Annotated in this window: 29 protein-coding genes; 4 read left to right on the forward strand and 25 right to left on the reverse strand. The window is 65.2% G+C overall.

Annotated features, from left to right (window positions below; all coding sequences use genetic code 11):
• Positions 1 to 34: 34 nt before the first annotated feature.
• From OEJ37_RS18460 to OEJ37_RS18475, 4 genes are read right to left on the reverse strand one after another with little or no spacing between them, the layout of a single operon-like run.
• Positions 35 to 1669 carry a type IV pilus secretin PilQ gene (locus OEJ37_RS18460; protein WP_263345060.1) on the reverse strand — a complete coding sequence of 545 codons (1635 nt, stop codon included), beginning with the start codon at positions 1667 to 1669 and terminating at the stop codon, positions 35 to 37.
• Entirely contained in the window at positions 1666 to 2532 is an 867-nt protein-coding gene (locus tag OEJ37_RS18465; protein WP_263345061.1) for a pilus assembly protein, read from the reverse strand. Before OEJ37_RS18465 ends, OEJ37_RS18460 begins: the two co-directional genes overlap by 4 nt.
• On the reverse strand, positions 2529 to 3176 hold the full coding sequence (locus OEJ37_RS18470; protein WP_263345062.1) for a fimbrial protein: 648 nt from the start codon (positions 3174 to 3176) through the stop codon (positions 2529 to 2531). Before OEJ37_RS18470 ends, OEJ37_RS18465 begins: the two co-directional genes overlap by 4 nt.
• A complete protein-coding gene (locus OEJ37_RS18475; protein ID WP_174417416.1) occupies positions 3173 to 4096 on the reverse strand; it encodes a competence protein ComA in 924 nt (307 codons plus the stop codon). Before OEJ37_RS18475 ends, OEJ37_RS18470 begins: the two co-directional genes overlap by 4 nt.
• A gap of 221 nt (positions 4097 to 4317) precedes the next feature.
• Here OEJ37_RS18475 and OEJ37_RS18480 point away from each other — a divergent pair, with 221 nt between their 5' ends.
• Complete coding sequence (locus tag OEJ37_RS18480; RefSeq protein ID WP_175920903.1) at positions 4318 to 6711, forward strand: penicillin-binding protein 1A; 2394 nt, start codon at positions 4318 to 4320, stop codon at positions 6709 to 6711.
• 93 nt (positions 6712 to 6804) lie between these two features.
• Here the strand turns inward: OEJ37_RS18480 and cyaY are convergent, their stop codons facing one another.
• Positions 6805 to 7131, reverse strand: a complete 327-nt coding sequence (gene cyaY, locus OEJ37_RS18485) for an iron donor protein CyaY (RefSeq protein ID WP_175920901.1) — start codon at positions 7129 to 7131, stop codon at positions 6805 to 6807.
• Positions 7132 to 7167: 36 nt separating this feature from the next.
• Between cyaY and lptM the strand changes: the two genes are divergently transcribed.
• Positions 7168 to 7446 carry an LPS translocon maturation chaperone LptM gene (lptM, locus tag OEJ37_RS18490; RefSeq protein ID WP_047899593.1) on the forward strand — a complete coding sequence of 93 codons (279 nt, stop codon included), beginning with the start codon at positions 7168 to 7170 and terminating at the stop codon, positions 7444 to 7446.
• Positions 7447 to 7527: 81 nt separating this feature from the next.
• Here the strand turns inward: lptM and msrQ are convergent, their stop codons facing one another.
• From msrQ to OEJ37_RS18515, 5 genes are all read right to left on the reverse strand, one after another.
• Positions 7528 to 8214 carry a protein-methionine-sulfoxide reductase heme-binding subunit MsrQ gene (gene msrQ, locus OEJ37_RS18495; protein WP_263345063.1) on the reverse strand — a complete coding sequence of 229 codons (687 nt, stop codon included), beginning with the start codon at positions 8212 to 8214 and terminating at the stop codon, positions 7528 to 7530.
• 20 nt (positions 8215 to 8234) lie between these two features.
• A complete protein-coding gene (msrP, locus tag OEJ37_RS18500; RefSeq protein WP_263345064.1) occupies positions 8235 to 9230 on the reverse strand; it encodes a protein-methionine-sulfoxide reductase catalytic subunit MsrP in 996 nt (331 codons plus the stop codon).
• 159 nt (positions 9231 to 9389) lie between these two features.
• On the reverse strand, positions 9390 to 10580 hold the full coding sequence (gene ccsB, locus OEJ37_RS18505) for a c-type cytochrome biogenesis protein CcsB (protein WP_072443831.1): 1191 nt from the start codon (positions 10578 to 10580) through the stop codon (positions 9390 to 9392).
• A gap of 4 nt (positions 10581 to 10584) precedes the next feature.
• On the reverse strand, positions 10585 to 12801 hold the full coding sequence (locus tag OEJ37_RS18510) for a cytochrome c biogenesis protein ResB (protein ID WP_263345065.1): 2217 nt from the start codon (positions 12799 to 12801) through the stop codon (positions 10585 to 10587).
• A 122-nt stretch (positions 12802 to 12923) separates the two neighbouring features.
• A complete protein-coding gene (locus OEJ37_RS18515) occupies positions 12924 to 13577 on the reverse strand; it encodes a c-type cytochrome (RefSeq protein ID WP_263345071.1) in 654 nt (217 codons plus the stop codon).
• Between the two features lie 214 nt (positions 13578 to 13791).
• Here OEJ37_RS18515 and yihA point away from each other — a divergent pair, with 214 nt between their 5' ends.
• Positions 13792 to 14451, forward strand: a complete 660-nt coding sequence (gene yihA / locus OEJ37_RS18520; RefSeq protein ID WP_152859248.1) for a ribosome biogenesis GTP-binding protein YihA/YsxC — start codon at positions 13792 to 13794, stop codon at positions 14449 to 14451.
• 253 nt (positions 14452 to 14704) lie between these two features.
• Positions 14705 to 15703, forward strand: a complete 999-nt coding sequence (gene hemB, locus OEJ37_RS18525; protein ID WP_059686546.1) for a porphobilinogen synthase — start codon at positions 14705 to 14707, stop codon at positions 15701 to 15703.
• Between the two features lie 161 nt (positions 15704 to 15864).
• On the opposite strand, the gene dsbD is transcribed toward hemB, so the two are convergent.
• From dsbD to rplF, 15 genes are all read right to left on the reverse strand, one after another.
• Positions 15865 to 17706, reverse strand: a complete 1842-nt coding sequence (gene dsbD / locus OEJ37_RS18530) for a protein-disulfide reductase DsbD (protein WP_263345066.1) — start codon at positions 17704 to 17706, stop codon at positions 15865 to 15867.
• The gene (gene cutA, locus OEJ37_RS18535; protein ID WP_263345067.1) at positions 17699 to 18025 is read right to left on the reverse strand and encodes a divalent-cation tolerance protein CutA; all 327 of its coding nucleotides are present in this window, start codon (positions 18023 to 18025) and stop codon (positions 17699 to 17701) included. Before cutA ends, dsbD begins: the two co-directional genes overlap by 8 nt.
• Before the next feature lie 202 nt (positions 18026 to 18227).
• The gene (gene rplQ / locus OEJ37_RS18540; RefSeq protein ID WP_006477175.1) at positions 18228 to 18623 is read right to left on the reverse strand and encodes a 50S ribosomal protein L17; all 396 of its coding nucleotides are present in this window, start codon (positions 18621 to 18623) and stop codon (positions 18228 to 18230) included.
• Between the two features lie 138 nt (positions 18624 to 18761).
• On the reverse strand, positions 18762 to 19739 hold the full coding sequence (locus OEJ37_RS18545) for a DNA-directed RNA polymerase subunit alpha (RefSeq protein ID WP_006477176.1): 978 nt from the start codon (positions 19737 to 19739) through the stop codon (positions 18762 to 18764).
• A 124-nt stretch (positions 19740 to 19863) separates the two neighbouring features.
• On the reverse strand, positions 19864 to 20487 hold the full coding sequence (rpsD, locus tag OEJ37_RS18550; RefSeq protein WP_006752934.1) for a 30S ribosomal protein S4: 624 nt from the start codon (positions 20485 to 20487) through the stop codon (positions 19864 to 19866).
• 154 nt (positions 20488 to 20641) lie between these two features.
• Positions 20642 to 21043 (reverse strand): 30S ribosomal protein S11, encoded by a 402-nt coding sequence (rpsK, locus tag OEJ37_RS18555; protein WP_004197937.1) that lies wholly within the window; start codon positions 21041 to 21043, stop codon positions 20642 to 20644.
• Between the two features lie 28 nt (positions 21044 to 21071).
• Positions 21072 to 21437: a 30S ribosomal protein S13 gene (gene rpsM, locus OEJ37_RS18560; RefSeq protein WP_128841823.1), complete on the reverse strand. Its 366-nt coding sequence runs from the start codon at positions 21435 to 21437 to the stop codon at positions 21072 to 21074.
• A 38-nt stretch (positions 21438 to 21475) separates the two neighbouring features.
• On the reverse strand, positions 21476 to 21592 hold the full coding sequence (rpmJ, locus tag OEJ37_RS18565) for a 50S ribosomal protein L36 (protein ID WP_004199844.1): 117 nt from the start codon (positions 21590 to 21592) through the stop codon (positions 21476 to 21478).
• A gap of 20 nt (positions 21593 to 21612) precedes the next feature.
• Positions 21613 to 21831 (reverse strand): translation initiation factor IF-1, encoded by a 219-nt coding sequence (infA, locus tag OEJ37_RS18570; RefSeq protein WP_004521905.1) that lies wholly within the window; start codon positions 21829 to 21831, stop codon positions 21613 to 21615.
• Between the two features lie 8 nt (positions 21832 to 21839).
• Positions 21840 to 23189: a preprotein translocase subunit SecY gene (secY, locus tag OEJ37_RS18575; RefSeq protein WP_072443819.1), complete on the reverse strand. Its 1350-nt coding sequence runs from the start codon at positions 23187 to 23189 to the stop codon at positions 21840 to 21842.
• A 42-nt stretch (positions 23190 to 23231) separates the two neighbouring features.
• A complete protein-coding gene (gene rplO, locus OEJ37_RS18580; protein WP_006482880.1) occupies positions 23232 to 23666 on the reverse strand; it encodes a 50S ribosomal protein L15 in 435 nt (144 codons plus the stop codon).
• A 26-nt stretch (positions 23667 to 23692) separates the two neighbouring features.
• A complete protein-coding gene (rpmD, locus tag OEJ37_RS18585; protein ID WP_006400644.1) occupies positions 23693 to 23875 on the reverse strand; it encodes a 50S ribosomal protein L30 in 183 nt (60 codons plus the stop codon).
• 15 nt (positions 23876 to 23890) lie between these two features.
• Positions 23891 to 24409, reverse strand: coding sequence for a 30S ribosomal protein S5 (gene rpsE / locus OEJ37_RS18590; protein WP_006482895.1), 519 nt, complete (start codon positions 24407 to 24409; stop codon positions 23891 to 23893).
• 14 nt (positions 24410 to 24423) lie between these two features.
• A complete protein-coding gene (gene rplR, locus OEJ37_RS18595; RefSeq protein ID WP_006477183.1) occupies positions 24424 to 24789 on the reverse strand; it encodes a 50S ribosomal protein L18 in 366 nt (121 codons plus the stop codon).
• 12 nt (positions 24790 to 24801) lie between these two features.
• Positions 24802 to 25332 carry a 50S ribosomal protein L6 gene (gene rplF, locus OEJ37_RS18600; protein WP_006758786.1) on the reverse strand — a complete coding sequence of 177 codons (531 nt, stop codon included), beginning with the start codon at positions 25330 to 25332 and terminating at the stop codon, positions 24802 to 24804.
• Positions 25333 to 25345: the final 13 nt, after the last annotated feature.

The raw sequence follows: 25345 nt of genomic DNA on the forward strand, positions 1-25345 counted from the left end.
CCTCTGCTTCAATCTTGCTGGTGTGTGGCGCAGCTTACTGGCAAAGCGGCTGCCTTGTCGAGCCTGCGCCGGCGGCTTCCGGCCCCGTTTTCTCGGGATTCGCGCCCGCCGCGCCGCGCGCGTCGCAGCGCGCATCGACGACGGTCGGCGTGATGAAAACGACCAGTTCACTGCGCTGGTCGCGCTGCGCGCGGTGCCGGAAAAGCGCGCCCAGAATCGGTATTTTGCCCAAGAGCGGCACGCGCGTCACATCGTTCCGGCGCAGTTGCTCGTAGATCCCGCCGATCGCGACCGTCCCGCCGTCCTCGACCTCGACGCGCGTCTTCACGTGCTTCGTATGGATCGCCGGGCCGGCCGCCGTCGGCTCGCCAACGCTGTCCTTCGTCACGTCCAGGTCGAGCACCACGCGCCCGTCGGGCGTGATCTGCGGCTCGACCTCGAGCTTGAGCGTCGCGCGGCGAAACTGCACGCCGCTCACGCCGTTGCCGACCTTCGCCTGATACGGCAGCTCCGAACCCTGCTCGACGATGGCCTTGACGCGATCGGCGGTCACCACGCGCGGACGCGAAACGATCTGGCCCCGCCCTTGCGCCTCGAGCGCGCTCAGTTCGACGTCGAGTACCCGGCTGAGCGGCGCGGCGAACAGCGTGAAGCCGGCAGTTGCCGCCTCGAAGCCGCCGAGCGGCCGCGCGGCAAGGTCGAGCGCGTTGCGCACGTCCGTCGTGAACGTGGTGCCGTCGCCCGACGGCGGGCGCCCCTGCGCACGCAGCGCGACGCGAGCGCCGAGATTGCGCGAGAAGCCCTGTTCGCCCTCGACGATGCGCGCCTCGATCCGGACCTGCCGCGACGGACGGTCGATCGCGTCGATCAGGCCCGCGATCTGTGCGATACGCGGTTCGAGATCGGTGACGAACAGCAGGTTCGTGCGCGGATCGGCCGCCGCGGCGCCGCGCTTCGACAGCAGGTGCTGGCCGGTCGCGCCTGCCAGCAGCCGCTGCACGTCCTGCGCGCGCGGGTAGTGCAGCGCGAACGTACGGCTTGCGAGCGGCTCCAGATCGGCAGCACGCGCGTGCATTTCGAAGCGCTCGCGTTCGCGCGCGGCCAACTCTGCCGCCGGCGTGACCCATATCACGTTGCCGCGCCGCGACATCGCGAGCCCGTGCGTATCGAGCAGCGTGTCGAATGCATCACGCCAGCGGACATTGTTCAGACGTAACGTGACGGTGCCGCGCACCTGCTCGCCGACAACGATATTGAGCCCCGTGAACCGCGCGAACGCGTCGAACGCGGCCGCGAGACCGACGCCCTGCAGATTCAGCGAGATCCGCCGCGCATCGTCCGCATCGCCCGGTTGCCGTGACGCGTCGTCGCTGATCCGGGCCGGCGGCGCCAACGGGATCGGCGGCCCCTCCAACCGGGGAGCCGGTGTGGCTGTTTCCGCCTGAAGCACCGCGTGAGCCGCCTGATCGATCCGTTGCGGGCCGACCTCCGCCGACACCGCTTCACCCACGCCATCGACCAAGCCTCCGGGCAGTGGCAGGCCCGGCACCTGCGCATCCATCGCCGCTGCTGGCCAGACAGCCGGCAGCGGTGGCAATGACGCGCTCGCCCCGGCCGCCATCAATCCGACCCAGACGACGGCGAGCGCCCGACATCCGTACTTCATCATGGCCGGCCTCCGTCGTCGAGGACGAGCCGGTGCGCCCCGTCCACCGTCGCAAGCGTCACGGCCGCGGGCTCGACACGCACCACGCGCGCAACCCCGAACGCTTCGCCGGGCGCCACGGCGGTGAACGTGCCGTCGCCGCCGTCGAACAGCGCAAGACCGGCACGCGAATCGCGAATCGTGCCGGCCAGGCGGGCCGCCTGACCATCCGCCGCGGGCAAGCCAGCCGTGTCGAACGGGTCGTCGTCGAGCGCCGCGGCCGGAACCGGCACCGTGCCGCCAGCGACCATTGCAGCCGGCAGCGCCGGAAAAACGTCGACGGCCATTTCCACGCGCGCCGCCTGTAATCCTCGCTCGACACGCAGCGCCGACGGCACTGCCAGCACCGGGAAGCCCGCCAGCCCGCCGACCATGTGCAACAACGCGCGAAAGCCGCCATCCGCGACAATACGCACCGTGCGCCGGCCGTCCGGCGCCTCACCGCCGGCTTGCCGCGGTTCGATCGATACGTGACGCAGCCCGCTCGACGCTGCGAGATCGGCCAGTTCCAGCATCAGCGCGGCCCATTCCGGCGCAGGCGACAAGCGGTCGTCGCGCGCTGGTGCCGGACGTTCGTCGCGTCGCTGCCCAGCGGCCGCAAGCACGCGCTGTGCGCCGGCCTCACGCCCCTGCGCCGCTGCCAGCAACGCGCGACTGTGCGCGAGCCCGCTCCAGTCGGCGACATTCGCCAGATGAATGCCGCCCGCCAGCACCGCCGCGAACGCCAGCACGCAGCCGCCAGCATGTGCAGCTGCGGGCGACACGCGCCGCATGCCGCGCAGCCATGTTTCGCCGGGCGGCGCAGGCCGATGCACGATCACCGTCATACGCCACCTCCCGACGCTTTCCGCGACGACATCGCGTCGTGCCAGCGCAGTTGGACCGAGAACCGGAACGACATCCCCGCCGAGGCGACCGGTGTATCCGAAGCAGGCTTCAACGCGTCGATATCGATCCGCCAGTCGCGCTGCTCGCGTGCCATTCCGGCAAGCCATCGCTCGGCCGCCCGGTAACTCGTGGCGCGCGCATCGAGCTCGGCACCCGTCGGCGTCGTGCGCAGCGTGTCGAGCCGAACCGCGTCGTCTCGCACTCGCGCCAGTGTCGCCAGCAGCGCTGCGACGCGCCGGTAAGGCGCCGCAAGCGCGGCAGCCTGCGCGCCGCTCTGAGCGGCGGCTGCGGCTGCGCTGGCGGCGCGCGTCGCGGCTTGCACCTGTGGCTGAAACTGCCGCAGCCGCGTCTCCACGCTTGCGCGCTCGGCGTCCACGCGCCACCGCAACCATGCGGCAGCGCCCGTCCACAGAACGGCGCCGAGCACGCCGAGCAGGATTGCCGTCCCGCACTGCGCGGCCCGGCGACGTCGCAACGCCTGCGCCAGCCGCTCGCGGTACGGCAGCAGGTTGAAGCCGCCGAGCCCCGCACGATCGACCGCAGCCGGCCCTGACCCGCTTGCCGGCATACGACCGACCCTCATTCCCACACCCCGCGCAACGCCAGCCCGAACGAGACGGCGAATGCCGGGCCGCCCGGCATGCCGGCGGGTGGGCACGGCTGCCCATCCCAGCCAGTGCAGTCGAACGGCACCGCAACCGCGCCGAGCACGTCGCCGATATCGGCGACGGACGTCCCGAAGCGGGTGATGCACCGCTCGTCCCCGGCCACGAGTACGCAACGCACGGCCCCGAGCACGCGCTGGCGCAATGCGTCGGAGAACGCCTCCGGCACGGCGCCTGACAGCGCGAGCACCTGCGCGGCCAGCGCACCGTCGACCCGCCACGCTCGCACGCCCGAGTCGCTGAACCAGAGCGCGGCATAGGGACCGTGCGCGTCGAGCTCGAACTGCGCCGCATAACGCAACGCGCGCAGCGCGGCCGCCGACTCGCCGTCGACGGCCGTCAGGTCGACACCGGCCTGGGCGGCCACGTCGATCCGCCGTTCGAGCAGCGCCAGCGGGGCCACGGCAACCTCGATCTCGCCAGACTGCGCGCCGCCGTCCTGCCGCCAGTCGAACGCGAGGCTGTCCGGCGCCAGCCCCGAAATGCGCTCGGCCGCCTGCCGCGCGGCGTCCTCGACGTCGTCACGCCCGGCCAGGTCGAGCGTCGCGGTGCGTATCTCGTCGTCGCACAGCGCCATCACGCCACACGCGTCGCACCGCACACCCGCCGCCGCCAGCCGCGACACGGCCGCCGCCAGCGAGCGCGCGACCGCCGCCCAGCGCGCGTCTTCCGGCCCGCCCGCCAACCCGACCGGCTCCCGCTCGAGCCCCTCGATGCGCACATCCGCGGCACGGCCGCGCCGGCTCAGCACGACCACCCTCACCTCGTTCGCACCGACGTCGATGCCCGTCGCCCCGTGCCTGCCCTGCGCGAACCGCGCCATCCATCGTCCCGCCATCCCTGCCTCCCGCGATCGTCGCGGCCCACGCCGCGTTTCCGAGACTAGATTCTGCAAAGCGGCGCGTTCGGCCGACAGTCGGCCGAACGGCCAGCATCGGCTCGGAACAGCCGTGCGCGGGCTATGCTGAAGACACGGCAACCCACGGCTTTCCGGCGGGCGGCCCCCCGCGTCAGGACCGGTCTTACCGGGCAGCTATAATCGCGAGACTGTTTTCCGGTATGCCTATGCAATCCACGACTCCTACGTCCCCGCCTCCCGCCCCGGAGCCGAAAAAGCGGCCCTGGTGGCAAAAAGTCCTGCTCGGCTTCGCCGCGATGTGCGTGGCCCTCGTCGTGGCCGGCGGCCTCGTGCTCGGCTATGCGCTCGTCGTCGCGTGGCCGAACATGCCGTCGCTCGACGCGCTGACCGACTATCGCCCGAAGGTGCCGTTGCGCATCTATACGTCCGATCACGTGCTGATCGGCGAATTCGGCGAGGAGCGCCGCGACGTCGTCCATTTCAAGGACGTGCCCGACTCGCTGAAGAAGGCGATCCTCGCAATCGAGGACGCGCGCTTCTACGATCACGGCGGCGTCGACCTCACCGGCATCATCCGCGCCGGCTTCGTCGCGCTGACGAACGGCCATGCGTCGCAGGGCGCGAGCACCATCACGATGCAGGTCGCGCGCAACTTCTTCCTGTCGAGCGAGAAGACCTATACGCGCAAGATCTACGAGATGCTGCTTGCGTACCGGATCGAGCGCGCGCTGACGAAGGATCAGATTCTCGAGGTCTACATGAATCAGATCTATCTCGGCCAGCGTGCGTACGGCTTCGCGAGCGCCGCGCGGGTCTATTTCGGCAAGGACCTGAAGGACATCACGCTCGCGGAGGCGGCGATGCTCGCGGGGCTGCCGAAGGCGCCGTCCGCGTATAACCCGGTCGTGAATCCGAAACGCGCGAAGGTGCGCCAGGAATACATCCTGCAGCGGATGCTCGAGCTGAACTTCATCACGCGCGAGCAGTACGACGAGGCCGTCGCGCAGCCGCTCGTCGTCAAGGGCCCGGGCCGCGATTTCAGCGTGCACGCCGAGTACGTCGCGGAAATGGTCAGACAGATGATGTACGCGCAGTACCGCGAGGAAACCTACACGCGCGGCTTCAACGTCGTCACGACGATCGACTCCGCTGACCAGCAGGTCGCGTATACCGCGCTGCGCAAGGGCATCATGGATTACGAGCGCCGGCACGGCTATCGCGGGCCGGAAGGCTTCATCGAGCTGCCGGCCGGTGCGGACGACCGCGAACAGGCGATCGACGACGCGCTGCTCGAGCACCCCGACAACGGCGAGCTGATTGCCGCGGTCGTCACGGCCGCGAGCCCGCGCCAGATCACGGTTGCGTTCATCGACGGCAGCACTGCGACGATCGAAGGCGACAACCTGCGCTTCGCGTCGGGCGCGCTATCGACCAACGCGCAGCCGAACCGCCGCATCCGTCCCGGTGCGATCGTCCGCGTCGTGAAGAACGACACCGGCAAATGGTCGATCACGCAGTTGCCGCAGGTCGAAGGCGCGTTCCTGTCGATCATCCCGCAGGACGGCGCGATCCGCTCGCTCGTCGGCGGCTTCGACTACAACAAGAACAAGTTCAACCACGTCACGCAGGCGTGGCGGCAGCCGGGTTCGTCGTTCAAGCCGTTCATCTACTCGGCGTCGCTCGACAAGGGCCTCGGGCCGGCAACCGTGATCAACGACGGCCCGCTGTATTTCAGCGCAGCCGAAACGGGCGGACAGCCGTGGGAGCCGAAGAACTACGGCGGCGGCTTCGAAGGCCCGATGTCGATGCGCACCGCGCTGCAGCGCTCGCGCAACCTCGTGTCGATCCGGATCCTGAACCACATCGGCACGAAGTACGCGCAGCAGTACATCACGCGCTTCGGCTTCGACGCCGAGCGCCATCCGGCCTACCTGCCGATGGCGCTCGGCGCGGGCCAGGTCACGCCGCTGCAGATGGCCGGCGCGTACTCGGTCTTCGCGAACGGCGGCTACCGCGTCAATCCGTACCTGATCGCCGAAGTCACCGATCCGAACGGCGCGATCGTCGCGCGCGCACAGCCGCTCGTCGCCGAGCAGAACGCACCGCGCGCGATCGACGCGCGCAACGCATATGTGATGAACAGCCTGCTGCAGAGCGTCGCGCAGCGCGGCACGGGCGCGCGGACCAACATCCTGAAGCGCACCGACCTCGCGGGCAAGACCGGCACGACGAACGATTCGCACGACGCGTGGTTCGCCGGCTACCAGCACACGCTCGCCGCGATCGCATGGATCGGCTACGACAATCCGCGCAGCCTCGGCGATCGCGAAACCGGCGGCGGCCTGTCGTTGCCGGTCTGGATCGACTATATGGGCGCCGCGCTGAAGGGCGTGCCGGAGTTCAAGCCGACGGTGCCGGACGGCGTCGAGTCGCTCGGCAGCGAGCTGTACTTCACCGACTTCACGCCGGGGCACGGTTTCGTGTCGACGGTCGGTGTGCCGCAGGCGCCGGCCGCGCAGAACGTCGACGAAGCAGTGCCGCATGTCGACGATCAGGAAAAGCAGGACATCATGAACCTGTTCCGCGGCCACTGACCCGCGGCCCCGGACATGAAAAAAGCGCCCCGTGAATGAACTGCGGGGCGCTTTTTCTTTTGGTACGACGTTCGGGGCCCGGCGCCCCGGCCGTCACGCGCTGAACGTGATCGGCAGGCCGGCCTGCTGCGTCGCGTATTCGGTGAGCGCCGCGTAGAACTCGGTGCCCGCGCGTGTATCGCGCCATTCGCCGTCGATGAAACGGTAGTGGAATCCGCCCGCCTTCGCGGCAATCCACACTTCCTTCATCGGCGGCTGCAGGTTGACGATGATCTTCGAGCCGTTCTCGAACGTCAGCGTCAGGACGCTGCCGTTGCGCTCCAGATCGATGTCGTGGTCGCCGTCGTTCGCGGCGTCGACGGTACGCTCGACGGCCGCCAGCACGGCCTCGGCACGGGTCAGGTATTCGGTATCGGACATGCTAAACTCTATCGGTTCAATTGTTCAGGGACGATCATGCGAGTCGTTTTCCGGATGAGCGCGATTGTAGCGGCTTTGGCGATTCTTGCCGGCTGCGGTCAAAGCGGCGCGCTCTATCTGCCTACCGTGCCTCCGCTGCCCAAGCCGATCCAGCAGCAGGACACGCCGCCGTCGGACGTGAAGCCGACCGATGAAAACGCGTCGTCCGACAGTGTGCCCGATTCGTCCGGCACGCCGCTCACGCTGTCACCCGAGCTGTCGAGCGACGCATCGAAAATGCCCGCACCGGCATCAGGCCCGGCTGTCGCGCAGTAACGACGCGCCGCTGCTCGCGCGGCTCACGAAACAAGGCGATGACTTCCCGGTCATCGCCTTTTGTTTTTGCAGGCCGGGCCATCACGCGCGCACGCGCCGCCATCCCCATGCGACCAGCCGCCAGCCGAGCAGCGCGGCGACGATCGCCGCATAGAGCTTCGGCTGCGCGAGATTGTGCTTGCCGGCCCTCATCCACCAGAAGTGCAGCACGCCGAACAGCACGATCGCGTAGATCGCGCCGTGCAGCGTCGCCCAGTGGCGGCCGAGCCGGCGCACCATCGCGCGCGGCGACGTTGCAGCAAGCGGGATCAGCAGCACGAACGCGGCAAGGCCGACCGTGATGAACGGGCGCTTGCCGACGTCCTTCAGGATCGCGACAACGTCGAACCACTTGTCGAACCACAGGTAGGTCGTGAAGTGCAGCGTCGCGTAAAAGAACGCGAACAGCCCGATCATCCGGCGAAAGCGCAGCAGCGCCGCGAAGCCCGTCATGCGCCGGAGCGGCGTGACGGCAAGCGTGATGCACAGCATCACGAGCGTCCACAGGCCGGTCGAACGCGTGATGAATTCGATCGGGTTCGCGCCGAGCCGGTCGGTTAGCCCGAACAGCACGAGACGCGCAAGCGGATAGAGACCGGCCGCGAAAACCAGCACCTTGGCCGGCACGAGCCAGCGCGGCGCGCCGGTACGATGAGCACCGGCCCGGGCCGCGCGTGCGGTCGACCCGGCGCCGGCTGCGCGCGCCGGCGTCAGCGTCGAAGGAGGCATTTCGTTTCTCACCATCGCGCTCAGAAGTTCTTTTTCAGGTCCATGCCCTGATACATCGACGCGACCAGATCGCCGTAGCCGTTGAACATCAGCGTCTTGCGCTTCGGCGTGAAGAAGCCGTCCTCGCCGATGCGCCGCTCGGTCGCCTGGCTCCAGCGCGGATGATCGACGTTCGGGTTCACATTCGAATAGAAGCCGTATTCGTTCGCTGCGTACGTGTTCCAGCTCGTCTTCGGCTGCTTGTCGACGAAGCGGATCTTCACGAGCGACTTCGCGCTCTTGAAGCCGTACTTCCACGGCACGACGATTCGCACCGGCGCACCGTTCTGGTTCGGCAGCACCTGCCCGTAGACACCCATCGTCAGCAGCGTCAGCGGATTCATCGCTTCGTCCATTCGCAGCCCTTCCGAATACGGCCAGTCGAGCACGGGTGTCGAGAGGCCCGGCATCTGCGACGGATCGGCCAGCGTGACGAACTGCACGTATTTCGCATTGCCGGTCGGCTGCACACGCTTGATCAGCTCGGACAGCGGCACGCCGATCCACGGGATCACCATCGACCAGCCTTCGACGCAGCGCAGCCGGTACACGCGCTCCTCGAGCGGTGCGAGCTTCAGCAGTTCGTCGAGATCGAACACCTTCGGGTGCAGCACCTCACCCTCGACGCTCACGCGCCACGGGCGCGGCCGCAGCGTGCCGGCGTTCTGCGCCGGGTCGCTCTTGTCGGTGCCGAATTCGTAGAAGTTGTTGTAGGACGTGATGTCCTTGAACGGCGTCGCCTTGTCGGCCGCGACGAACTTCGGGTTCGTTTTCGCCGCGAGCTTCGCCGCCCGCGGGTCGGGCGACGCATACGCGGCAAATGCCGCGCCGCTGCCGCCGAACAGCCCGCCCGCCGCCGCGAGGCCGGCCGCCTGCAGGACACGCCGCCGGTTCTCGAACACCGCGCGCGGCGTGATCTCGCTGTGCGCGATATCACCGCCGGTCAGTACGTTCCGCAAAGGGCGCTTGATCCACATCGTGCTGCTCCTCCTGCATGCGCCGCGCGGACGCTTCATGAGCGTTCGACCCGACCCACCACGCGCCGTTCGACGCCCGAATCGCCCGCCCGTTACAAAAGAAAACCGCCGGGCACGCAGTGCGCCGGCGGTCTCATAGTCGGACGAGCGGCCGAAATCTTACAGCTTGCCGTAGCTGTGCAGCCCGGACAGGAACATGTTGACGCCGAGGAACGCGAACGTCGTCACGAGCAGGCCCGTGAGTGCCCACCAGGCGGCAACCGCGCCGCGCAGGCCCTTCATCAGCCGCATGTGCAGCCACGCCGCGTAGTTGAGCCACACGATCAGCGCCCAGGTTTCCTTCGGGTCCCAGCTCCAGTAGCCGCCCCATGCCTCGGCCGCCCACAGCGCGCCGAGAATCGTCGCGATCGTGAAGAACGCGAAACCGACCGCAATCGACTTGTACATCACGTCGTCGAGCACTTCGAGCGTCGGCAGGCGATCGGCGAGTACGCCGCGCTCCTTCATCAGGTACGCGACCGACACCATCGCCGACAGCGCGAAGCTGCCGTAGCCGATGAAGTTCGCCGGCACGTGGATCTTCATCCACCAGCTCTGCAGCGCGGGCACGAGCGGCTGGATCTGCTGCGCATCGCGCGCGACCGAGTACCACATCAGGAAGCCGACCGCCGCGCTGATGACCAGCAGCACGAACGCGCCAAGCGAGCGCGTGCCGTAGTGGCCTTCGTAATACAGATAGAGCAGCGCGGTGATCAGGCTGAACAGGACGAACACCTCGTAAAGGTTCGATACGGGGATATGCCCAACGTCGGCGCCGATCAGGTAGGACTCGTACCAGCGCACCATCAGCCCCGTGAAGCCCATCAGCACAGCGACCCACGTGAGCTTCTGGCCGATCGCGGCGCCCGTTTCCGAGCGCGCGAGCAAGCCGATCCAGTAGAAAATCGTCGCGAGCACGAACAGCGCGCTCATCCACAGGATCGCCGACTGGCTCGACAGGAAGTACTTGAGGAAGAACGCCGAATCGGCGCGCGCGAGATCGCCCTGGTAGATCTGGATCGACAGCAGCGACAGCACGGCGATCGACGCCATCATCAGCCGGGCCGGCTTCCAGCGCCAGCCGAGCGCGACGAGCGCCGGCACGGTGCCGATCATCACCGCCTTGTCGTAGTAATCCATGTGCGCGTTGTAGTGCACGAGCGCATAACCCGCGCCCGCCACGAGCGCCAGTGCGAACAGCCAGTCGATCAGCGACAGGCGCGCGAGGAACGGACGATCGTCGAACAGCGGCGCCGAAACCGGGGCCTGGGCCGACGCCCGACGGGAAGAGGAGACTTGCGTGAGATCCATGATGTTACCGGGTGGAATTCTCGGAATCGGAACCGCCGCCGGCAGGCGGGCGGGCCGTCGATGCCGCACCGGCGGGCGCGGCGTCGCGAGGTGCGGCGCGCAAGGCGACGCCGGCCGCGTCGCGCGTCTGCACGAATTCTTTCTCGAAATCGAAGGTCTTGCGGGCCGTGGACATCGCCATCACCACCTCGACACCCGGGCCGGCATCCTTGAGCCAGAACCAGAGGCGCCGTTCGCGCACGTAGAACATCGAGAAGATGCCTGCGACCAGCAGCAGGCTGCCAAGATACACCAGATTCTTGCCGGGTGCGCGCGTCAGCTGAAATACCGAAGCTTGCACCTGCTTGAATGAGTCTAGCTGCAGATAGACGGGCGATCCATATAGAAAGCTGTCGGATAGCGCATTGATCGCGTTCTGCACGAATCGGATCGTGTCGGTGCCCTGCTGGGCGGCCGGCTCGCCGGCCCGCTCGCGCGCGATCTGCCAGACCTCCCACATCGAGCCCTCGAGCATCCGCAGCAGCAGGCTCGCGGCCTTCTCCTGCTCGGCCTTCGGCACCGAGCGGTCGATGAACGTCGCCACGGCCTGGAAGCCGCCGATCGGCTGGCCGTCGGCGCCGCGGCCGACGCTGTCGTCGCTGGCGGCAAACAGGGTCAGCACCTTGGATGCGCTGTCCTGCAGGCGGCCGCGCAGCGATGCGTCGGTGCCCGGCAGCGAACGCTGCGCGAAGCGCGCGGCGGCGTCGGCGCGCACGGCCGGATCCTCGAGCGCGGCGCGCAGGTGCATCCATTCGCCGATCGAATCCTGGCTATCGGCCGGAATCCGCATGTAGCGGAACGGATCGTTCGGGCTCGCACGCACGCCGGCGAGGAACACGCGCACGCCGTTCATGTCGACGGGCAGCATGTAGTTGTTGAATTCGCGCGCCTGGCCGTCCTTACCGCGGATCTTGTACTGCACGGACGGGCCGATGTTGTGGAGCTGCATCGGCTTCGACGTCTTCGCGCCGGAGCCGAGCCGTTCGTCGAACGCCTCCTTCAGCGACGCCGTCTTCGCGACGCCGCGCACGTCCGGCTTGCCGTTCGCGTCGGCCATGTTCTCGACGTTGATCGCGCGGAAATCGGAGAACTCAATCGTGTCGCCGTCGGCGCCCGGCATCTGCAGCGGTGCCGAACTGCCGATCGTGCCCTGCACGGGGAAGGTCTTCGCGTTGCCGCCCGCCATCGGGTAGGCCGTCATCTGCATCTGCGAGCCGCCGTCCTGGAAGCTCGACTGGTAGATCGACACGCCCTTGTACGTGAACGGCTTGTTGACCTCGACGCGCGCCGGGATCTTCTGGCCGGTCTCGCGATCGATCACGACGATGTCGCTCGCGAACAGCTTCGGCATGCCCGTCGTGTAGTAGTCGACGATGAACTTGTTGAGCTGGATCGAGAACGGCAGGTCCTGGATCAGCGAGCCGCTCGGCTGGTTCAGGATCGCGGTCGACACGAACTGGCCCTCGGGCACCCACGCATAACCGCGGAACGTCGGGTTCGACGCGGACAGGCGATGGTCGGGCGAGATATCGCTGATCGTCGCGCTCGTGTTGACCGGGCTCTTGCCGAATATCCACATCTGGAATTTGATCGGCAGGTTGCTGTCGAGCAGGCCGCCGATACAGATCACGACGATCGCGACGTGGGCGGAGATGTAGCCCCACTTGGTCATCGCACCGCGCTTCGCCGAGATCAGCGTCGCGCCGTCGGTTTCACGCACGACGTGCTTGTAGCCGGCCTTGGTGACGAACGCGGCGAGCGTCGCGGCAACGGTCGCGCGCGTGCCGGAAGCCGTGTACTCGGCCTTGTGGTGGAACGCGCGCAGGCTGCCTTCGCGGACCTTGTCCTTCCAGCTCTTCGCATCGGCGAGCATCTTCGGCGCGTTGCGGATCACGCACAGCGAGATCGACACGACGAGGAAAATCAGGATCAGCATGAACCACCACGCGCTGTACACGTTGTACAGGCCGAGCGAGCGGAAGATGTCCGCCCAGAACGGCCCGAACTGGTTCACGTAGTTCGGATACGGATCGTCCTGGGTCAGGACCGTGCCGACGATGCTCGCGATCGACAGCACCACCAGCAGCGCAATCGCGAAGCGCATCGAGCTCAGCAGCTCGACCGCGCGCTTCGACGCACCCTGACCCGACTTCGACTGCAACCCCGACGTGGTAACGCTCATTCAAACTCCGACTGACAACAAAAAAGGGCAAGGCGGCCGCAACGGTGCGGCGCCCCACCCTTTTCTTGTTCTGACTCCGGACGCCCTTCGGGCGCCCGGTCATTCCATTCGCGACCGACCGCTCAACGCAGGCCCGCGATGTAATCCGCGACGGCCTTGATCTCGTTGTCCGACAGGCGCATCGCGATCTGATGCATCGCGTCGTTGTTGTTGCGCGCGCCAGCACCCTGCTGGAACGCGGTCAACTGTGCGACCGTGTAATCGGCCCACTGCCCCGACAGACGCGGGTACTGGACCGGAATCCCCTGCCCGGTCGGCCCGTGGCAGCTCGCGCAGGCGGGTACGCCCTTCTCCGCGATGCCGCCGCGATAGATCTTCTGGCCGATCGGCACGGTCGCCGCATCGCGTGCGGTACCGAGCTTCGTCGTCTGCGACCCGTAGTACGCGGCGACGTTGCGCATGTCGTCCGTGCTCAGCGCACTCGCGAATCCGACCATCACCGCGTTGGTACGCACCGGCCCCTTCGTGCCCGGCTGCGTCTTGAAGTCGTTCAACTGCTTGACCAGATACTCGGGATGCTGGCCGGCAAGCTTCGGGAAACTGCCCGACGCGCTATTGCCATCGGCGCCGTGACACGACGCGCAGACCTGCCCGGCAATCGCCTTGCCGCGGTCTAGATCCGGCTTTGCCGCATCCGCCGCGTTTGCCTCCGCTACGAAACCTACGAACCCTGCTGCAACCTGAAGCACCATCAGAGACTTGCACAGTCGATTCATTCGCACACCCTGTTTCGTCTTGTGGGAATTTGAGGTTCTGCAAAAAACGACGGCGACCAGTCTACCGCAGAAGCCACATAAAAGCGCGAGGCAGGCGCCCTGAGGCCTTCGGTAAAACCGCCGTATTGTACAATATCGTGTTGAAAGCTCCCGCGCCTATCGGGGCTACCCCGCCTCCACCAAGCGGCTCGCGCCGCCCGTCCTTCCGGTTCCCATGGCCTTTCTGCTCCATCAAGCCCGCTTCTACACGACCGTCAACCATCTGCGCGACCTGCCGCCGACGGTACAGCCGGAAATCGCGTTCGCGGGCCGCTCGAATGCCGGCAAGTCGACGGCGATCAACGTGCTGTGCAACCAGAAGCGGCTGGCCTTCGCATCGAAGACGCCCGGCCGCACGCAGCATATCAACTACTTCTCCGTCGGCCCGGCCGCCGAGCCCGTCGCGAACATCGTCGACCTGCCCGGCTACGGCTACGCGGAAGTGCCGGGCGCCGCGAAGGCGCACTGGGAAATGCTGCTGTCGTCCTACCTCGCGACCCGCTCGCAGCTCTGCGGCCTGATCCTGATGATGGATTCGCGCCGCCCGCTGACCGACCTCGATCGCCGCATGATCGAGTGGTTCACGCCGACCGGCAAGCCGATCCACACGCTGCTGACGAAGTGCGACAAATTGACGCGGCAGGAAAGCATCAACGCGCTGCGGACCACGCAAAAAGGTCTGGATGCATATCGCGACCAGGGCGTCCAGGGCAAGCTGACGGTCCAGCTGTTCTCCGCACTGAAGCGCACGGGGCTCGACGAGGCGCATGAGCTGATCGAGAGCTGGGTGCGGCCGTCCGTCGCCGACGAAAAAAGCGAGCCTGTAGCACAATGATCGGGCAACGCGCGGCCGGGAACGGCGGCGCGCACCTGACGGCGCCTGCGGATTCGGCCGGCTCATAAAAAAACCCGCCGTTAAACGGCGGGTCAAACAGCCTAATCGAATAACGACAGGCACCCGCTCAGGGAGGAGAAGCGGGGAGTTGCACGCGACGCGTGCCGCTCGATCGCTATCATATACCAACGCTCCCGAAAATGACCTAAGGGTTCCGTAAGGCCCTTACTGCCCTGATTTCTGCCCAATCGCCATGAGCTTCCATCCGCTTCATCGTCCGCGCCGGATGCGCCGCGACGACTTCTCCCGGCGCCTGATGCGCGAAAACCGCCTGACCACCGACGACCTGATCTATCCGGTGTTCGTCGTCGACGGCACCAACGAACGGCAGGCGGTACCGTCGATGCCCGGCGTCGAGCGCGTGTCCGTCGATCTGCTGATGCATGTCGCCGAGCAATGCGTCGAACTCGGCGTGCCCGTGCTGTCGCTGTTCCCGGCCATCGAGCCGTCGCTGAAAACGCCTGACGGCCGCGAGGCGGCCAATCCGGAAGGCCTGATCCCGCGTGCGGTGCGCGAGCTGAAGAAGCGCTTCCCCGAACTCGGCGTGCTGACCGACGTCGCACTCGATCCGTACACGAGCCACGGCCAGGACGGCGTGCTCGACGAGAACGGCTACGTGATCAACGACGACACGATCGAGATCCTGGTCGATCAGGCGCGCGCTCAGGCCGAAGCCGGCGTCGACATCGTCGCGCCGTCGGACATGATGGACGGCCGCATCGGCGCAGTCCGCGAGATGCTGGAAAGCGACGGCCATATCCATACGCGCATCATGGCCTACTCGGCCAAGTTCGCGTCGGCGTTCTACGGCCCGTTCCGCGACGCGGTCGGCTCGGCGTCCAACCTGGGCAAGGGCAACAAGATGACCTACCAGATGGATCCGGCGAACAGCGATGAAGCGCTGCGCGAAGTGCGCCTCGACATCGACGAAGGCGCCGACATGGTGATGGTCAAGCCCGGCATGCCGTACCTCGACATCGTGCGTCGCGTGAAGGACGAGTTCCGCTTCCCGACCTACGTGTACCAGGTGAGCGGCGAATACGCGATGCTAAAGGCCGCCGCGATGAACGGCTGGCTCGACCACGACAAGGTCGTGCTCGAATCGCTGCTCGCGTTCAAGCGTGCAGGCGCCGACGGCGTGCTCACGTACTTCGCGCTCGATGCCGCGCGCCTGCTGAAAGCGCAACGCTGATCGCGCGCCGGCAGGCGGAAAGAAAAACGGCGGGACACCTCAGTGTTCCGCCGTTTTTTGTTTGCCTTTGATCGAGACCGCCTGCCGGCGTCGAGTCGCCAGCTCATGCCGCGCGAGCGCCCCGGTTCGCCACCGGCACGCCCCCCCCCCGGCAGGCACCGTCATACCGTCGGGACAGCGGCCCGATCGAGGCTGCGCAGGAACGTCTCGGCTGCCTGATAGCCGACCACGCGCCCGATTTCGTTGCCGCTGCGATCGAAGAAGATAATGCCCGGCGGCCCGAACAGGTTGAAGCGCTTGAGCAGCGCCTGGTCGTCCGGGTTGTTCGCGGTGACATCCGCACGCACGAGGTGAAGCTGCGCGAGCCGCGCCTGCACGCGTGCGTCGGTAAACGTCAGATGCTCCATCTCCTTGCAGCTCACGCACCAGTCGGCGTAGAAGTCGAGCATCACGGGCCGGCCCGACGCCTTCAGCAGCGTGTCGAGCTCGCCACTGGAGCGCACCGATGCGAACGCGGGCCCGTCCTGCCCGGCAGCAGCCGCTGCGCCGCCCGACGCAACCGTGCGCGCCGCGAGTACGGCCAACGGTTTAATCGGATCGGTCGATCCGGCGGCCAGGCCGACGAGCAGCGTCGCCGCCCAGATCGCGAGCGCGGCGCCCAGGCCACGGCCCAGGCGGCGCCAGATCGACGCGGCGCCGGCATTCGGCGTGAACAACCCGAGCGCCGCGGCCGCGACGAGCAGCCACAACGCTGCGAGCACCATCTTCAGGCCGCCCGCGAGCACCGGCCATACGATCCACAACGCGGCCGCGAGCAGCACGATGCCGAAGAACACCTTCACGCCATCCATCCATGCGCCCGCGCGCGGCAGCACCGTCCCGGCACCGACGCCGACGACGAGCAGCGGTACGCCGAGCCCCAGCCCCATCGCGAACAGCGCCGCACCACCGAGCAACGCATTGCCGGTGTGCGCGATGAAGGCGAGCACCGCAAACAGCGGCGCCGTCATGCATGCGCCGACGACCAGCGCCGACAATGCGCCCATCGCCGCAACCGCGACGAAGTGGCCGCCCTGGCGCGCGCTCGATGCCTCGGCCGCGCCGTTCTGCCAGCGCTCGGGCAGCGCAATGTCCTTGCCCGAAATCAGCGATACGGCGAATGCGGTGAGCAGCACGCCGAATGCGCCGAGCACCCACGGGTTCTGCAGCCACGCGCCGAGACTCTGGCCGACCAGCGCCGCGGCGATGCCGAGCACCGTGTAGACCAGCGCCATGCCGACCACGTAGGTCAGCGACAGCGCGAGGCCGCGTGCATGCGTCGCGCGCGTACCCTGGCCAATGATGATCGCGGACACGATCGGAATCATCGGGTACGAACAGGGCAGGAGGCTCAGCACGACGCCCGCGACGAAGTACAGCGCGACGATCGTGAAGAACCCGTGCCCTTCGAGCAGCGACTGCGCGAAATCGGCGCTCGTGACCTTGTCGAACCAGTTGCCCGCAGCAGCCGTGTCGCCGGACGACGATGCGGCTGCACCCAGCGCGGCGCCGTCGACCTTGACGACATGCTCGGCCGGCGGATAGCAGATCCCTTCATCCGCGCACCCCTGCGATGTCACCGCGAGTTGGAACGGCCCCGACGCCTGCTTGACCGGCACGTGCACCACGACTTCGTCACGATAGGTCTCGACGTTCTTCTGGAACGTCTGGTCGAACTTCACGTGGCCGGCCGGCAATTGGGGCTCGCCGAGCGTCGCCTGCCCGCTCTTCACCGCGAACGCGAACCGCTCGCGATACAGGTAATAGCCGTTGGCGACCTTGAAGCGGACGTCCACTTGTCCCGGCGATTCGCTCGCGCTGAATTTGAACGCAACCGACGGATCGAGGAAATCGTCGGCCGCGCGCGCGACGGACAGGCCACCCAGCACGAGTACGAGTGACAACAGGACCGCAAGAAACCGCAGCGCGCGCACGCGCACGGGAAGCGCCATACCGTTAAACATGAAATAGACGTTGAGTTTCGCTGGTCACCCACTGGCCGTACGCGGCCGATGCCGTCGCCTGCCACGAGACGATTTCGGGCGTCTCGTATGGATGATGCGCGAGAATAAATCGTTCCAGTTCGAGCGCCCGCACGGGGCTCGTCTTGAACAGCAACTGGATCTCATCGGCCATTTCGACCTTGCCCTGCCAGTGATAGCGCGACTTGATCGCTCCGAGCTCCGACACGCACGCGGCAAGCCGCGCGTCGAGCGCGCCGTCGGCGAGCGCCGCGGCCGTCGCCGCATCGGGCACCGTCGTCAGCATCAGCACCACTATCATCCGCCCCCTCCTGGCTGGTCTACCGGCTCCTGCCGACGCGGATTGCCCACCCAGGAACCACGCCGGCTGCCCCGTATCGTAGCGCAGCCCGCGCAACGCTGCCGGCACCGGACTGCGACAATCGATCGCAGTCGGCGTCTCGAAAACAAAAAGGGCCAAGCAATTGCTCGGCCCCTTTCAGATACTGCTGCGTACCGGAAGCTTATTCAGCTTCTTGCACGTTTTCCGTTTCGTCGACTTCCGGACGATCGAGCAGCTCGACCAGTGCCATCGGTGCGTTGTCGCCAACGCGGAAGCCGAACTTCAGCACGCGCAGGTAGCCGCCCGGACGGTTCGCGAAACGCGGACCGAGCACGTCGAACAGCTTCGCCACCGAGTCACGATCGCGCAGGCGGTTGAACGCCAGGCGACGGTTTGCCAGCGACGGCTTCTTGCCGAGCGTGATCAGCGGCTCGACGACTTTACGGAGTTCCTTCGCCTTCGGCAGCGTCGTCTTGATGACTTCGTGCTCGATCAGCGAGTTGGACATGTTACGGAGCATAGCCAGACGGTGGCTGCTCGTGCGGTTCAGTTTCCGCAGACCATGACGATGGCGCATTTCAGTTTCCTTGATTCAAAGTTTTGATCCAGCTCTTCTATCGCACCTCGAAGGGTGCACGGGCCGGTAACGAAAAAAAGCAAGATGCGGATTTTAAAGGAAAATCCGCATCTTTGCCAACTGCATCAACAACCAGGCTTACTTGTCGAGACCAGCCGGCGGCCAGTTCTCGAGCTTCATGCCCAGCGTGAGACCGCGCGAAGCGAGCACTTCCTTGATCTCGTTGAGCGACTTGCGACCGAGGTTCGGCGTCTTCAGCAGCTCATTTTCCGTGCGCTGGATCAGGTCGCCGATGTAGTAGATGTTCTCGGCCTTCAGGCAGTTCGCCGAACGAACCGTCAGCTCGAGATCGTCCACCGGACGCAGCAGGATCGGATCGATCTGCGGTGCACGCGACGGAGCCTCGGCAGCCGTTTCCGTGCCTTCCAGCGCCGCGAACACGGACAGCTGGTCGACCAGGATGCGGGCCGATTGACGGATCGCTTCTTCCGGCGTGATCACGCCGCTCGTCTCGATGTTCATCACGAGCTTGTCGAGGTCGGTACGCTGCTCGACACGTGCGCTTTCGACAGCGTAGCTCACGCGGCGAACCGGCGAGAACGATGCGTCGAGGACGATGCGGCCGATGATCTTGGCCGTGTCTTCGCCGTAGCGACGGACGTTGCCGGGCACATAACCGCGCCCCTTCTCGATCTTGATCTGAACGTCGAGCTTGCCGCCCTTCGACAGATGCGCGATCACGTGATTCGGGTTGATGACTTCGCAATCGTGAGCCAGCTCGATATCGCCGGCCGTAACGACGCCTTCGCCTTCCTTGCGCAGCGTAACCGTCACTTCGTCGCGGTTATGCAGCTTGAACACCACGCCCTTCAGGTTCAGCAGCAGGTTGACGACGTCTTCTTGCACACCATCAAGCGTCGAGTACTCGTGCACCACGCCGGCGATCGTGACTTCGGTCGGCGCGTAGCCAACCATCGACGACAGCAGCACGCGGCGAAGCGCATTGCCCAAGGTATGGCCGTAACCGCGTTCGAACGGTTCCATGACCACCCTCGCGTGGTTCTCGCCCAGCGATTCCACGGCGATGATCTTGGGTTTCAGCAAACTGGTTTGCATGGGCTTTCCTTTTCAATACCCTCGGCTCGTTACACCGATAAGGCTGACCGGTAACAACCAGAAAATAAGCAGCCGAGGCCCTTCCTTGCGCAACGCAATCAGGGTACCTCGGCCGTCAATCGGATTAACGCGAATACAATTCGACGATCAGGCTTTCGTTGATGTCGCCTGCGATGTCAGCGCGTTCCGGCATTTGCTTGAACGTGCCTTCGAACTTCTTCGCATCGACTGCAACCCAGCTCGGCATGCCGCCTTGCTCGGCCAGCGACAGTGCTTCGACGATACGCGCCTGCTTCTTCGCCTTTTCGCGGATCGCGACGATGTCACCCGCCTTCACTTGCTGCGACGGGACGTTCGCGACGACGCCGTTCACCGTGATCGACTTGTGGCTCACGAGCTGACGCGCTTCAGCGCGGGTCGAGCCGAAGCCCATGCGATACACGACGTTGTCGAGGCGCGACTCGAGCAGTTGCAGCAGGTTTTCACCCGTGTTGCCCTTGCGGCGGTCGGCTTCAGCGAAATAGCGGCGGAACTGACGCTCCAGCACGCCGTAGATACGCTTGACCTTCTGCTTTTCGCGCAGCTGCGTACCGTAGTCGGACGTACGTGCGCCCGAGGTACGGCCGTGCTGACCCGGCTTGCTGTCGAGCTTGCACTTGTCGGCGAGCGAGCGGCGCGCGCTCTTCAGGAACAGGTCGGTGCCTTCACGGCGGGACAGCTTGGCTTTGGGGCCGATATAACGTGCCACTTTGCATTCCTTTATCAATCAGTCACGCGGATCGAAATCCGCGCTAGTCCGCTCCCTTTGGGGCGAACGGTGGGCTTAGTCAATCAAAAAAGCAACGCCCGTCGACGCTAAGCGGCGACAGGCAATGCGCTAGCACATGCGTGCCAGCACATTCTTAGATACGACGACGCTTCGGCGGGCGGCAGCCGTTGTGCGGAATCGGGGTGACGTCCGAAATCGCGGTGATCTTGATGCCGAGGCCGTGCAGTGCGCGCACTGCCGACTCACGGCCCGGGCCCGGGCCCTTGATCCGCACTTCCAGATTCTTCACGCCGTATTCCATCGCGACGCGGCCGGCCGACTCGGCTGCGACCTGAGCAGCGAACGGCGTCGATTTGCGCGAGCCCTTGAAGCCCTGGCCGCCCGACGTCGCCCATGCCAGTGCGTTGCCTTGGCGATCGGTGATCGTGATGATCGTGTTGTTGAACGACGCGTGGACGTGAACCACACCTTCAGCGACGTTCTTCTTAACCTTTTTGCGAACGCGTTGCGCCGCGGTGTTCGAAGCCTTAGCCATTACGTTTTCCTGTAACTGTCAGTTCCGCTTACTTCTTCAGCGCTTGCGCTGCACGACGCGGACCCTTGCGAGTACGTGCGTTCGTACGCGTACGCTGACCGCGCATCGGCAGGCCCTTGCGATGACGGACGCCACGGTAGCAACCGAGGTCCATCAGGCGCTTGATGTTCATCGTCACTTCACGGCGCAGATCGCCTTCGACGACAAACTTGCCCACTTCTTCACGCAGCTTTTCCAAGTCTGCGTCGGTCAGGTCCTTGACCTTCTTCGAAAAATCGACGCCAGCTGCCGCGCAGATGCTGCGCGAACGGGTGCGGCCGACACCGAAGATTGCCGTCAGGCCAATCTCGGTATGCTGGTGATTCGGGATGTTAACCCCTGCGATACGAGCCATTGTTTTTCCTCAAACAAAAAGCGCAAACAAACGCGCGGTCAGCCTTGGCGCTGCTTGTGGCGCGGATCCGAGCTGCAGATCACGCGAACGACGCCTTTGCGCTTGATGATCTTGCAATTGCGGCAAATGCGCTTAACCGATGCCATCACTTTCATGATAATACCCTTTTTTCAAATCACTTCGCCCGGAACACGATCCGCGCACGAGACAGATCGTAAGGCGTCAACTCAACCGTCACCTTGTCGCCGGGCAGAATGCGGATGTAGTGCATCCGCATCTTTCCGGAAATATGCCCCAACACGACATGGCCGTTTTCCAGCTTCACACGGAAGGTCGCATTCGGGAGGTTTTCGATCACCTCACCCTGCATCTGGATTACATCGTCTTTGGCCATAGTCCTTATTAACGCGTTGGGATGTTGCCGCCCTTGAAGTTGGCCTTCTTGAGCAGCGACTCATACTGTTGCGACATAACGTACGACTGCACCTGCGCCATAAAGTCCATCGTGACGACGACAATGATCAGCAGCGACGTTCCACCAAAATAAAACGGCACGTTCCAGCGCAGCACCAGGAATTCCGGCAGCAGACACACGAAGACGATGTAGATCGCACCGGCCAGCGTCAGACGCGTGAGGATGCGGTCGATATATCGTGCGGTCTGATCGCCCGGACGGATGCCCGGAACAAACGCGCCGCTCTTCTTCAGGTTGTCCGCGGTTTCCCTGCTGTTGAACACCAGTGCGGTGTAGAAGAAGCAGAAAAACACGATTGCCAGCGTGTACAGCAGCACATAGACCGGCTGGCCCGGCTTCAGCGCTTCCGCAACGTTATGCAACGTATTGGAAATCCAGCTTCCCGTCGGCTGACCGGTACTGAACCAGCCGAGAATCGTTGCCGGGAACAGGATGATCGACGATGCGAAGATCGGCGGAATCACGCCCGACATGTTCAGCTTCAGCGGCAGGTGCGACGACTGCCCGCCGTAGATCTTGTTGCCGACCTGGCGCTTCGCGTAGTTCACGAGGATCTTGCGCTGACCGCGTTCGATGAACACGACCAGGTAAGTCACCGCGGCAATCAGAACGACGATGATGATCGCCGAAATGATGCTCATCGAACCCGTACGCACCAGCTCGAACAGCCCACCGACGGCATTCGGGAACCCTGCTGCGATCCCGCCGAAGATGATGATCGAGATACCGTTGCCCAGACCACGCTCGGTAATCTGCTCGCCGAGCCACATCAGGAACATCGTGCCGGTAACCAGCGTCACGACCGTCGTCAGACGGAACAGCATGCCGGGATCGGTGACGAGGCCCGGCTGGTTTTCCAGCGCAGCCGCGATACCGAACGCCTGGAAGGTCGCGAGCACCACGGTGAAATACCGCGTGTACTGCGTGATCTTCCGTTGCCCTGCCTGCCCTTCCTTCTTCAGCGCTTCGAGCTGCGGCGAGACGATCGCCAACAGCTGCATGATGATCGACGCCGAGATGTACGGCATGATCCCCAGCGCAAAGATCGTGAAGCGGGAAAGCGCGCCGCCCGAGAACATGTTGAACATGCCCAGGATGCCACCCGCCTGGCTCTGGAACAGCTTAGCCAGTTGATCCGGATCGATGCCCGGCACGGGAATGTGCGCGCCGATGCGATAGACGATCAGCGCCAGGAGCAGGAACATCGCTCGCCGACGCAGATCGCCGAATTTCGCCGTGCTTCGACCGGGTTTTGCAAGACTCGGGCTGTTAGCCAAGTACCTTCTCCGATGAATGCAAGTGACGACGCGCTACGCGTGTCACTCGGCGAACGAACCGCCGGCCGCTTCGATCGCAGCGCGCGCACCCTTGGTGGCACCGAGACCCTTCACGACGATCTTGCGCTTCAGCTCGCCCGTCGCGATGATCTTTGCGCTCTTCGTCAGCTCGCCGACCAGGCCGGCTTGCTTCAGTGCGAGCAGATCGATCTCGTCGACCGGCAGCTTCTCGAGGTCGCCCAGGCGCACTTCACCGACGAATTCCTTCGTCAGCGACGTGAAGCCGCGCTTCGGCAGACGACGTTGCAGCGGCATCTGACCGCCTTCGAAACCGACTTTGTGGAAGCCGCCCGAACGCGATTTCTGACCCTTGTGACCACGGCCAGCCGTCTTGCCGAGGCCCGAACCGATGCCACGGCCGACGCGACGCTTGGCGTGCTTGGCGCCAGCTGCCGGCTTCAGGTTATTCAATTCCATATCAACTCCTTGATCCGTAGGGCCGCTTACGCGATGACCTTAACGAGGTACGAGACCTTGTTGATCATGCCGCGGACCGCCGGCGTGTCCTGCAGCTCGCTGACCGAGTTGAGTCGGCGCAGGCCCAGGCCACGCACGGTCGCGCGGTGCGATTCGCGGGTCCCGATCAGGCTCTTAACGAGCTGAACCTTGACAGTTTTTTCAGACATGGTGACCACCCGGGCTTAGCCCAAAATTTCTTCGACGGACTTGCCGCGCTTCGCCGCGATGTCTGCCGGGGTGGACTGCTTGCGCAGACCGTCCAGCGTGGCGCGAACGAGGTTGTACGGGTTCGTCGAACCGTGGCTCTTCGCCACAACGTTCTGAACGCCCATCACGTCGAACACTGCGCGCATCGGGCCGCCGGCGATCACGCCCGTACCTGCCTTCGCCGGAGCGAGGAGGACGGCCGATGCACCGTGCTTGCCGTGCACTTCGTGCTGCAGCGTGCCGTTCTTGAGCGGCACCTTGAACATGTTGCGGCGAGCTTGTTCCATTGCCTTCTGGACAGCGACCGGCACTTCCTTCGCCTTGCCCTTGCCCATACCGATGCGGCCATCACCATCGCCAACCACGGTCAGTGCGGCGAAGCCGAGAATACGGCCACCCTTCACGACCTTGGTCACGCGATTGACCGAAATCATCTTTTCACGAAGGCCGTCGTCGCGCTCGTCAGCCTGAACTTTCGCTTGCATCTTTGCCATGACGAATTCCTTCCTTAGAACTTGAGCCCAGCTTCGCGAGCTGCCTCAGCCAGCGCTTTCACGCGGCCATGGTAGCGGAAGCCCGAGCGGTCGAAGGCGACGGATTCGATGCCGGCGGCCTTTGCCTTCTCGGCAATACGCTTGCCGATCAGCGTCGCGGCGTTAACGTTGCCGCCCTTGCCCGACTTGTCGGCGAGCTCGGCGCGCACTTCTGCCTCGAGCGTCGACGCACTGGCGAGCACCTTGGTGCCGCAGGGCGAGAACACTTGAGCGTAGATGTGCGTGTTCGTGCGATGCACGGCGAGACGCGCGACCTGCAGCTCAGCGATCTTGATACGCGTCTGGCGAGCGCGGCGCAGGCGAGATTGAGTCTTATCCATGATTGCGCACCCTTACTTCTTCTTCGTTTCTTTGAGGATCACAACCTCGTCGGAATAGCGCACGCCCTTGCCCTTGTAGGGCTCCGGCGGACGGTAACCGCGAACTTCCGCAGCTACTTGACCGACTTGTTGCTTGTTGATCCCCTTGATCACGATTTCGGTTTGCGTCGGGGTTTCAGCCTTGACGCCTTCCGGCATCTGGTGCACCACCGGGTGCGAGAAACCCAGCGACAGGTTCAGCTTGTCGCCTTGCGCTTGCGCACGGTAACCGACGCCAACCAGCGTCAGCTTGCGCTCGAAACCCTTGGTCACGCCGTGCACGGCATTCGCGATAATCGCGCGCATCGTGCCCGACAGTGCGTTTGCTTCGCGGCTTTCGTCGACCGGCGACAGATTCAGCGTGCCGTCGTTGTTCGCCACGTTCACGAGCGGATTGATCGCTTGCGTGATGGTGCCCAGCGGGCCCTTGACGGTGATTGCACCGTCGGCCAGCTTGACTTCCGCGCCTTGCAGCGCGATCGGGCTCTTACCTACTCGAGACATGTTTCTCTCTCCT

This window comes from Burkholderia sp. BKH01, assembly GCF_025685725.1.
In the GTDB taxonomy this organism is placed as follows: Bacteria; Pseudomonadota; Gammaproteobacteria; order Burkholderiales; family Burkholderiaceae; genus Burkholderia; species Burkholderia pyrrocinia_C.

Coding starts and splice junctions, on each gene's coding strand:
- OEJ37_RS18465 (WP_263345061.1), bottom strand. CDS start 2,532: ATGACGGTGATCGTGCATCGGCCTGCGCCGCCCGGCGAAACATGGCTG.
- hemB (WP_059686546.1), top strand. CDS start 14,705: ATGAGCTTCCATCCGCTTCATCGTCCGCGCCGGATGCGCCGCGACGAC.
- rpmD (WP_006400644.1), bottom strand. CDS start 23,875: ATGTCTGAAAAAACTGTCAAGGTTCAGCTCGTTAAGAGCCTGATCGGG.
- dsbD (WP_263345066.1), bottom strand. CDS start 17,706: ATGTTTAACGGTATGGCGCTTCCCGTGCGCGTGCGCGCGCTGCGGTTT.
- rplR (WP_006477183.1), bottom strand. CDS start 24,789: ATGGATAAGACTCAATCTCGCCTGCGCCGCGCTCGCCAGACGCGTATC.
- OEJ37_RS18460 (WP_263345060.1), bottom strand. CDS start 1,669: ATGATGAAGTACGGATGTCGGGCGCTCGCCGTCGTCTGGGTCGGATTG.
- rpsM (WP_128841823.1), bottom strand. CDS start 21,437: ATGGCTCGTATCGCAGGGGTTAACATCCCGAATCACCAGCATACCGAG.
- OEJ37_RS18510 (WP_263345065.1), bottom strand. CDS start 12,801: ATGAGCGTTACCACGTCGGGGTTGCAGTCGAAGTCGGGTCAGGGTGCG.
- rplO (WP_006482880.1), bottom strand. CDS start 23,666: ATGGAATTGAATAACCTGAAGCCGGCAGCTGGCGCCAAGCACGCCAAG.
- msrQ (WP_263345063.1), bottom strand. CDS start 8,214: ATGCCTCCTTCGACGCTGACGCCGGCGCGCGCAGCCGGCGCCGGGTCG.
- cyaY (WP_175920901.1), bottom strand. CDS start 7,131: ATGTCCGATACCGAATACCTGACCCGTGCCGAGGCCGTGCTGGCGGCC.
- OEJ37_RS18515 (WP_263345071.1), bottom strand. CDS start 13,577: ATGAATCGACTGTGCAAGTCTCTGATGGTGCTTCAGGTTGCAGCAGGG.
- rplQ (WP_006477175.1), bottom strand. CDS start 18,623: ATGCGCCATCGTCATGGTCTGCGGAAACTGAACCGCACGAGCAGCCAC.
- lptM (WP_047899593.1), top strand. CDS start 7,168: ATGCGAGTCGTTTTCCGGATGAGCGCGATTGTAGCGGCTTTGGCGATT.
- OEJ37_RS18545 (WP_006477176.1), bottom strand. CDS start 19,739: ATGCAAACCAGTTTGCTGAAACCCAAGATCATCGCCGTGGAATCGCTG.
- rpmJ (WP_004199844.1), bottom strand. CDS start 21,592: ATGAAAGTGATGGCATCGGTTAAGCGCATTTGCCGCAATTGCAAGATC.
- msrP (WP_263345064.1), bottom strand. CDS start 9,230: ATGTGGATCAAGCGCCCTTTGCGGAACGTACTGACCGGCGGTGATATC.
- rpsE (WP_006482895.1), bottom strand. CDS start 24,409: ATGGCAAAGATGCAAGCGAAAGTTCAGGCTGACGAGCGCGACGACGGC.
- rplF (WP_006758786.1), bottom strand. CDS start 25,332: ATGTCTCGAGTAGGTAAGAGCCCGATCGCGCTGCAAGGCGCGGAAGTC.
- OEJ37_RS18480 (WP_175920903.1), top strand. CDS start 4,318: ATGCCTATGCAATCCACGACTCCTACGTCCCCGCCTCCCGCCCCGGAG.
- rpsK (WP_004197937.1), bottom strand. CDS start 21,043: ATGGCTAAGGCTTCGAACACCGCGGCGCAACGCGTTCGCAAAAAGGTT.
- ccsB (WP_072443831.1), bottom strand. CDS start 10,580: ATGGATCTCACGCAAGTCTCCTCTTCCCGTCGGGCGTCGGCCCAGGCC.
- OEJ37_RS18470 (WP_263345062.1), bottom strand. CDS start 3,176: ATGAGGGTCGGTCGTATGCCGGCAAGCGGGTCAGGGCCGGCTGCGGTC.
- OEJ37_RS18475 (WP_174417416.1), bottom strand. CDS start 4,096: ATGGCGGGACGATGGATGGCGCGGTTCGCGCAGGGCAGGCACGGGGCG.
- infA (WP_004521905.1), bottom strand. CDS start 21,831: ATGGCCAAAGACGATGTAATCCAGATGCAGGGTGAGGTGATCGAAAAC.
- yihA (WP_152859248.1), top strand. CDS start 13,792: ATGGCCTTTCTGCTCCATCAAGCCCGCTTCTACACGACCGTCAACCAT.
- cutA (WP_263345067.1), bottom strand. CDS start 18,025: ATGATAGTGGTGCTGATGCTGACGACGGTGCCCGATGCGGCGACGGCC.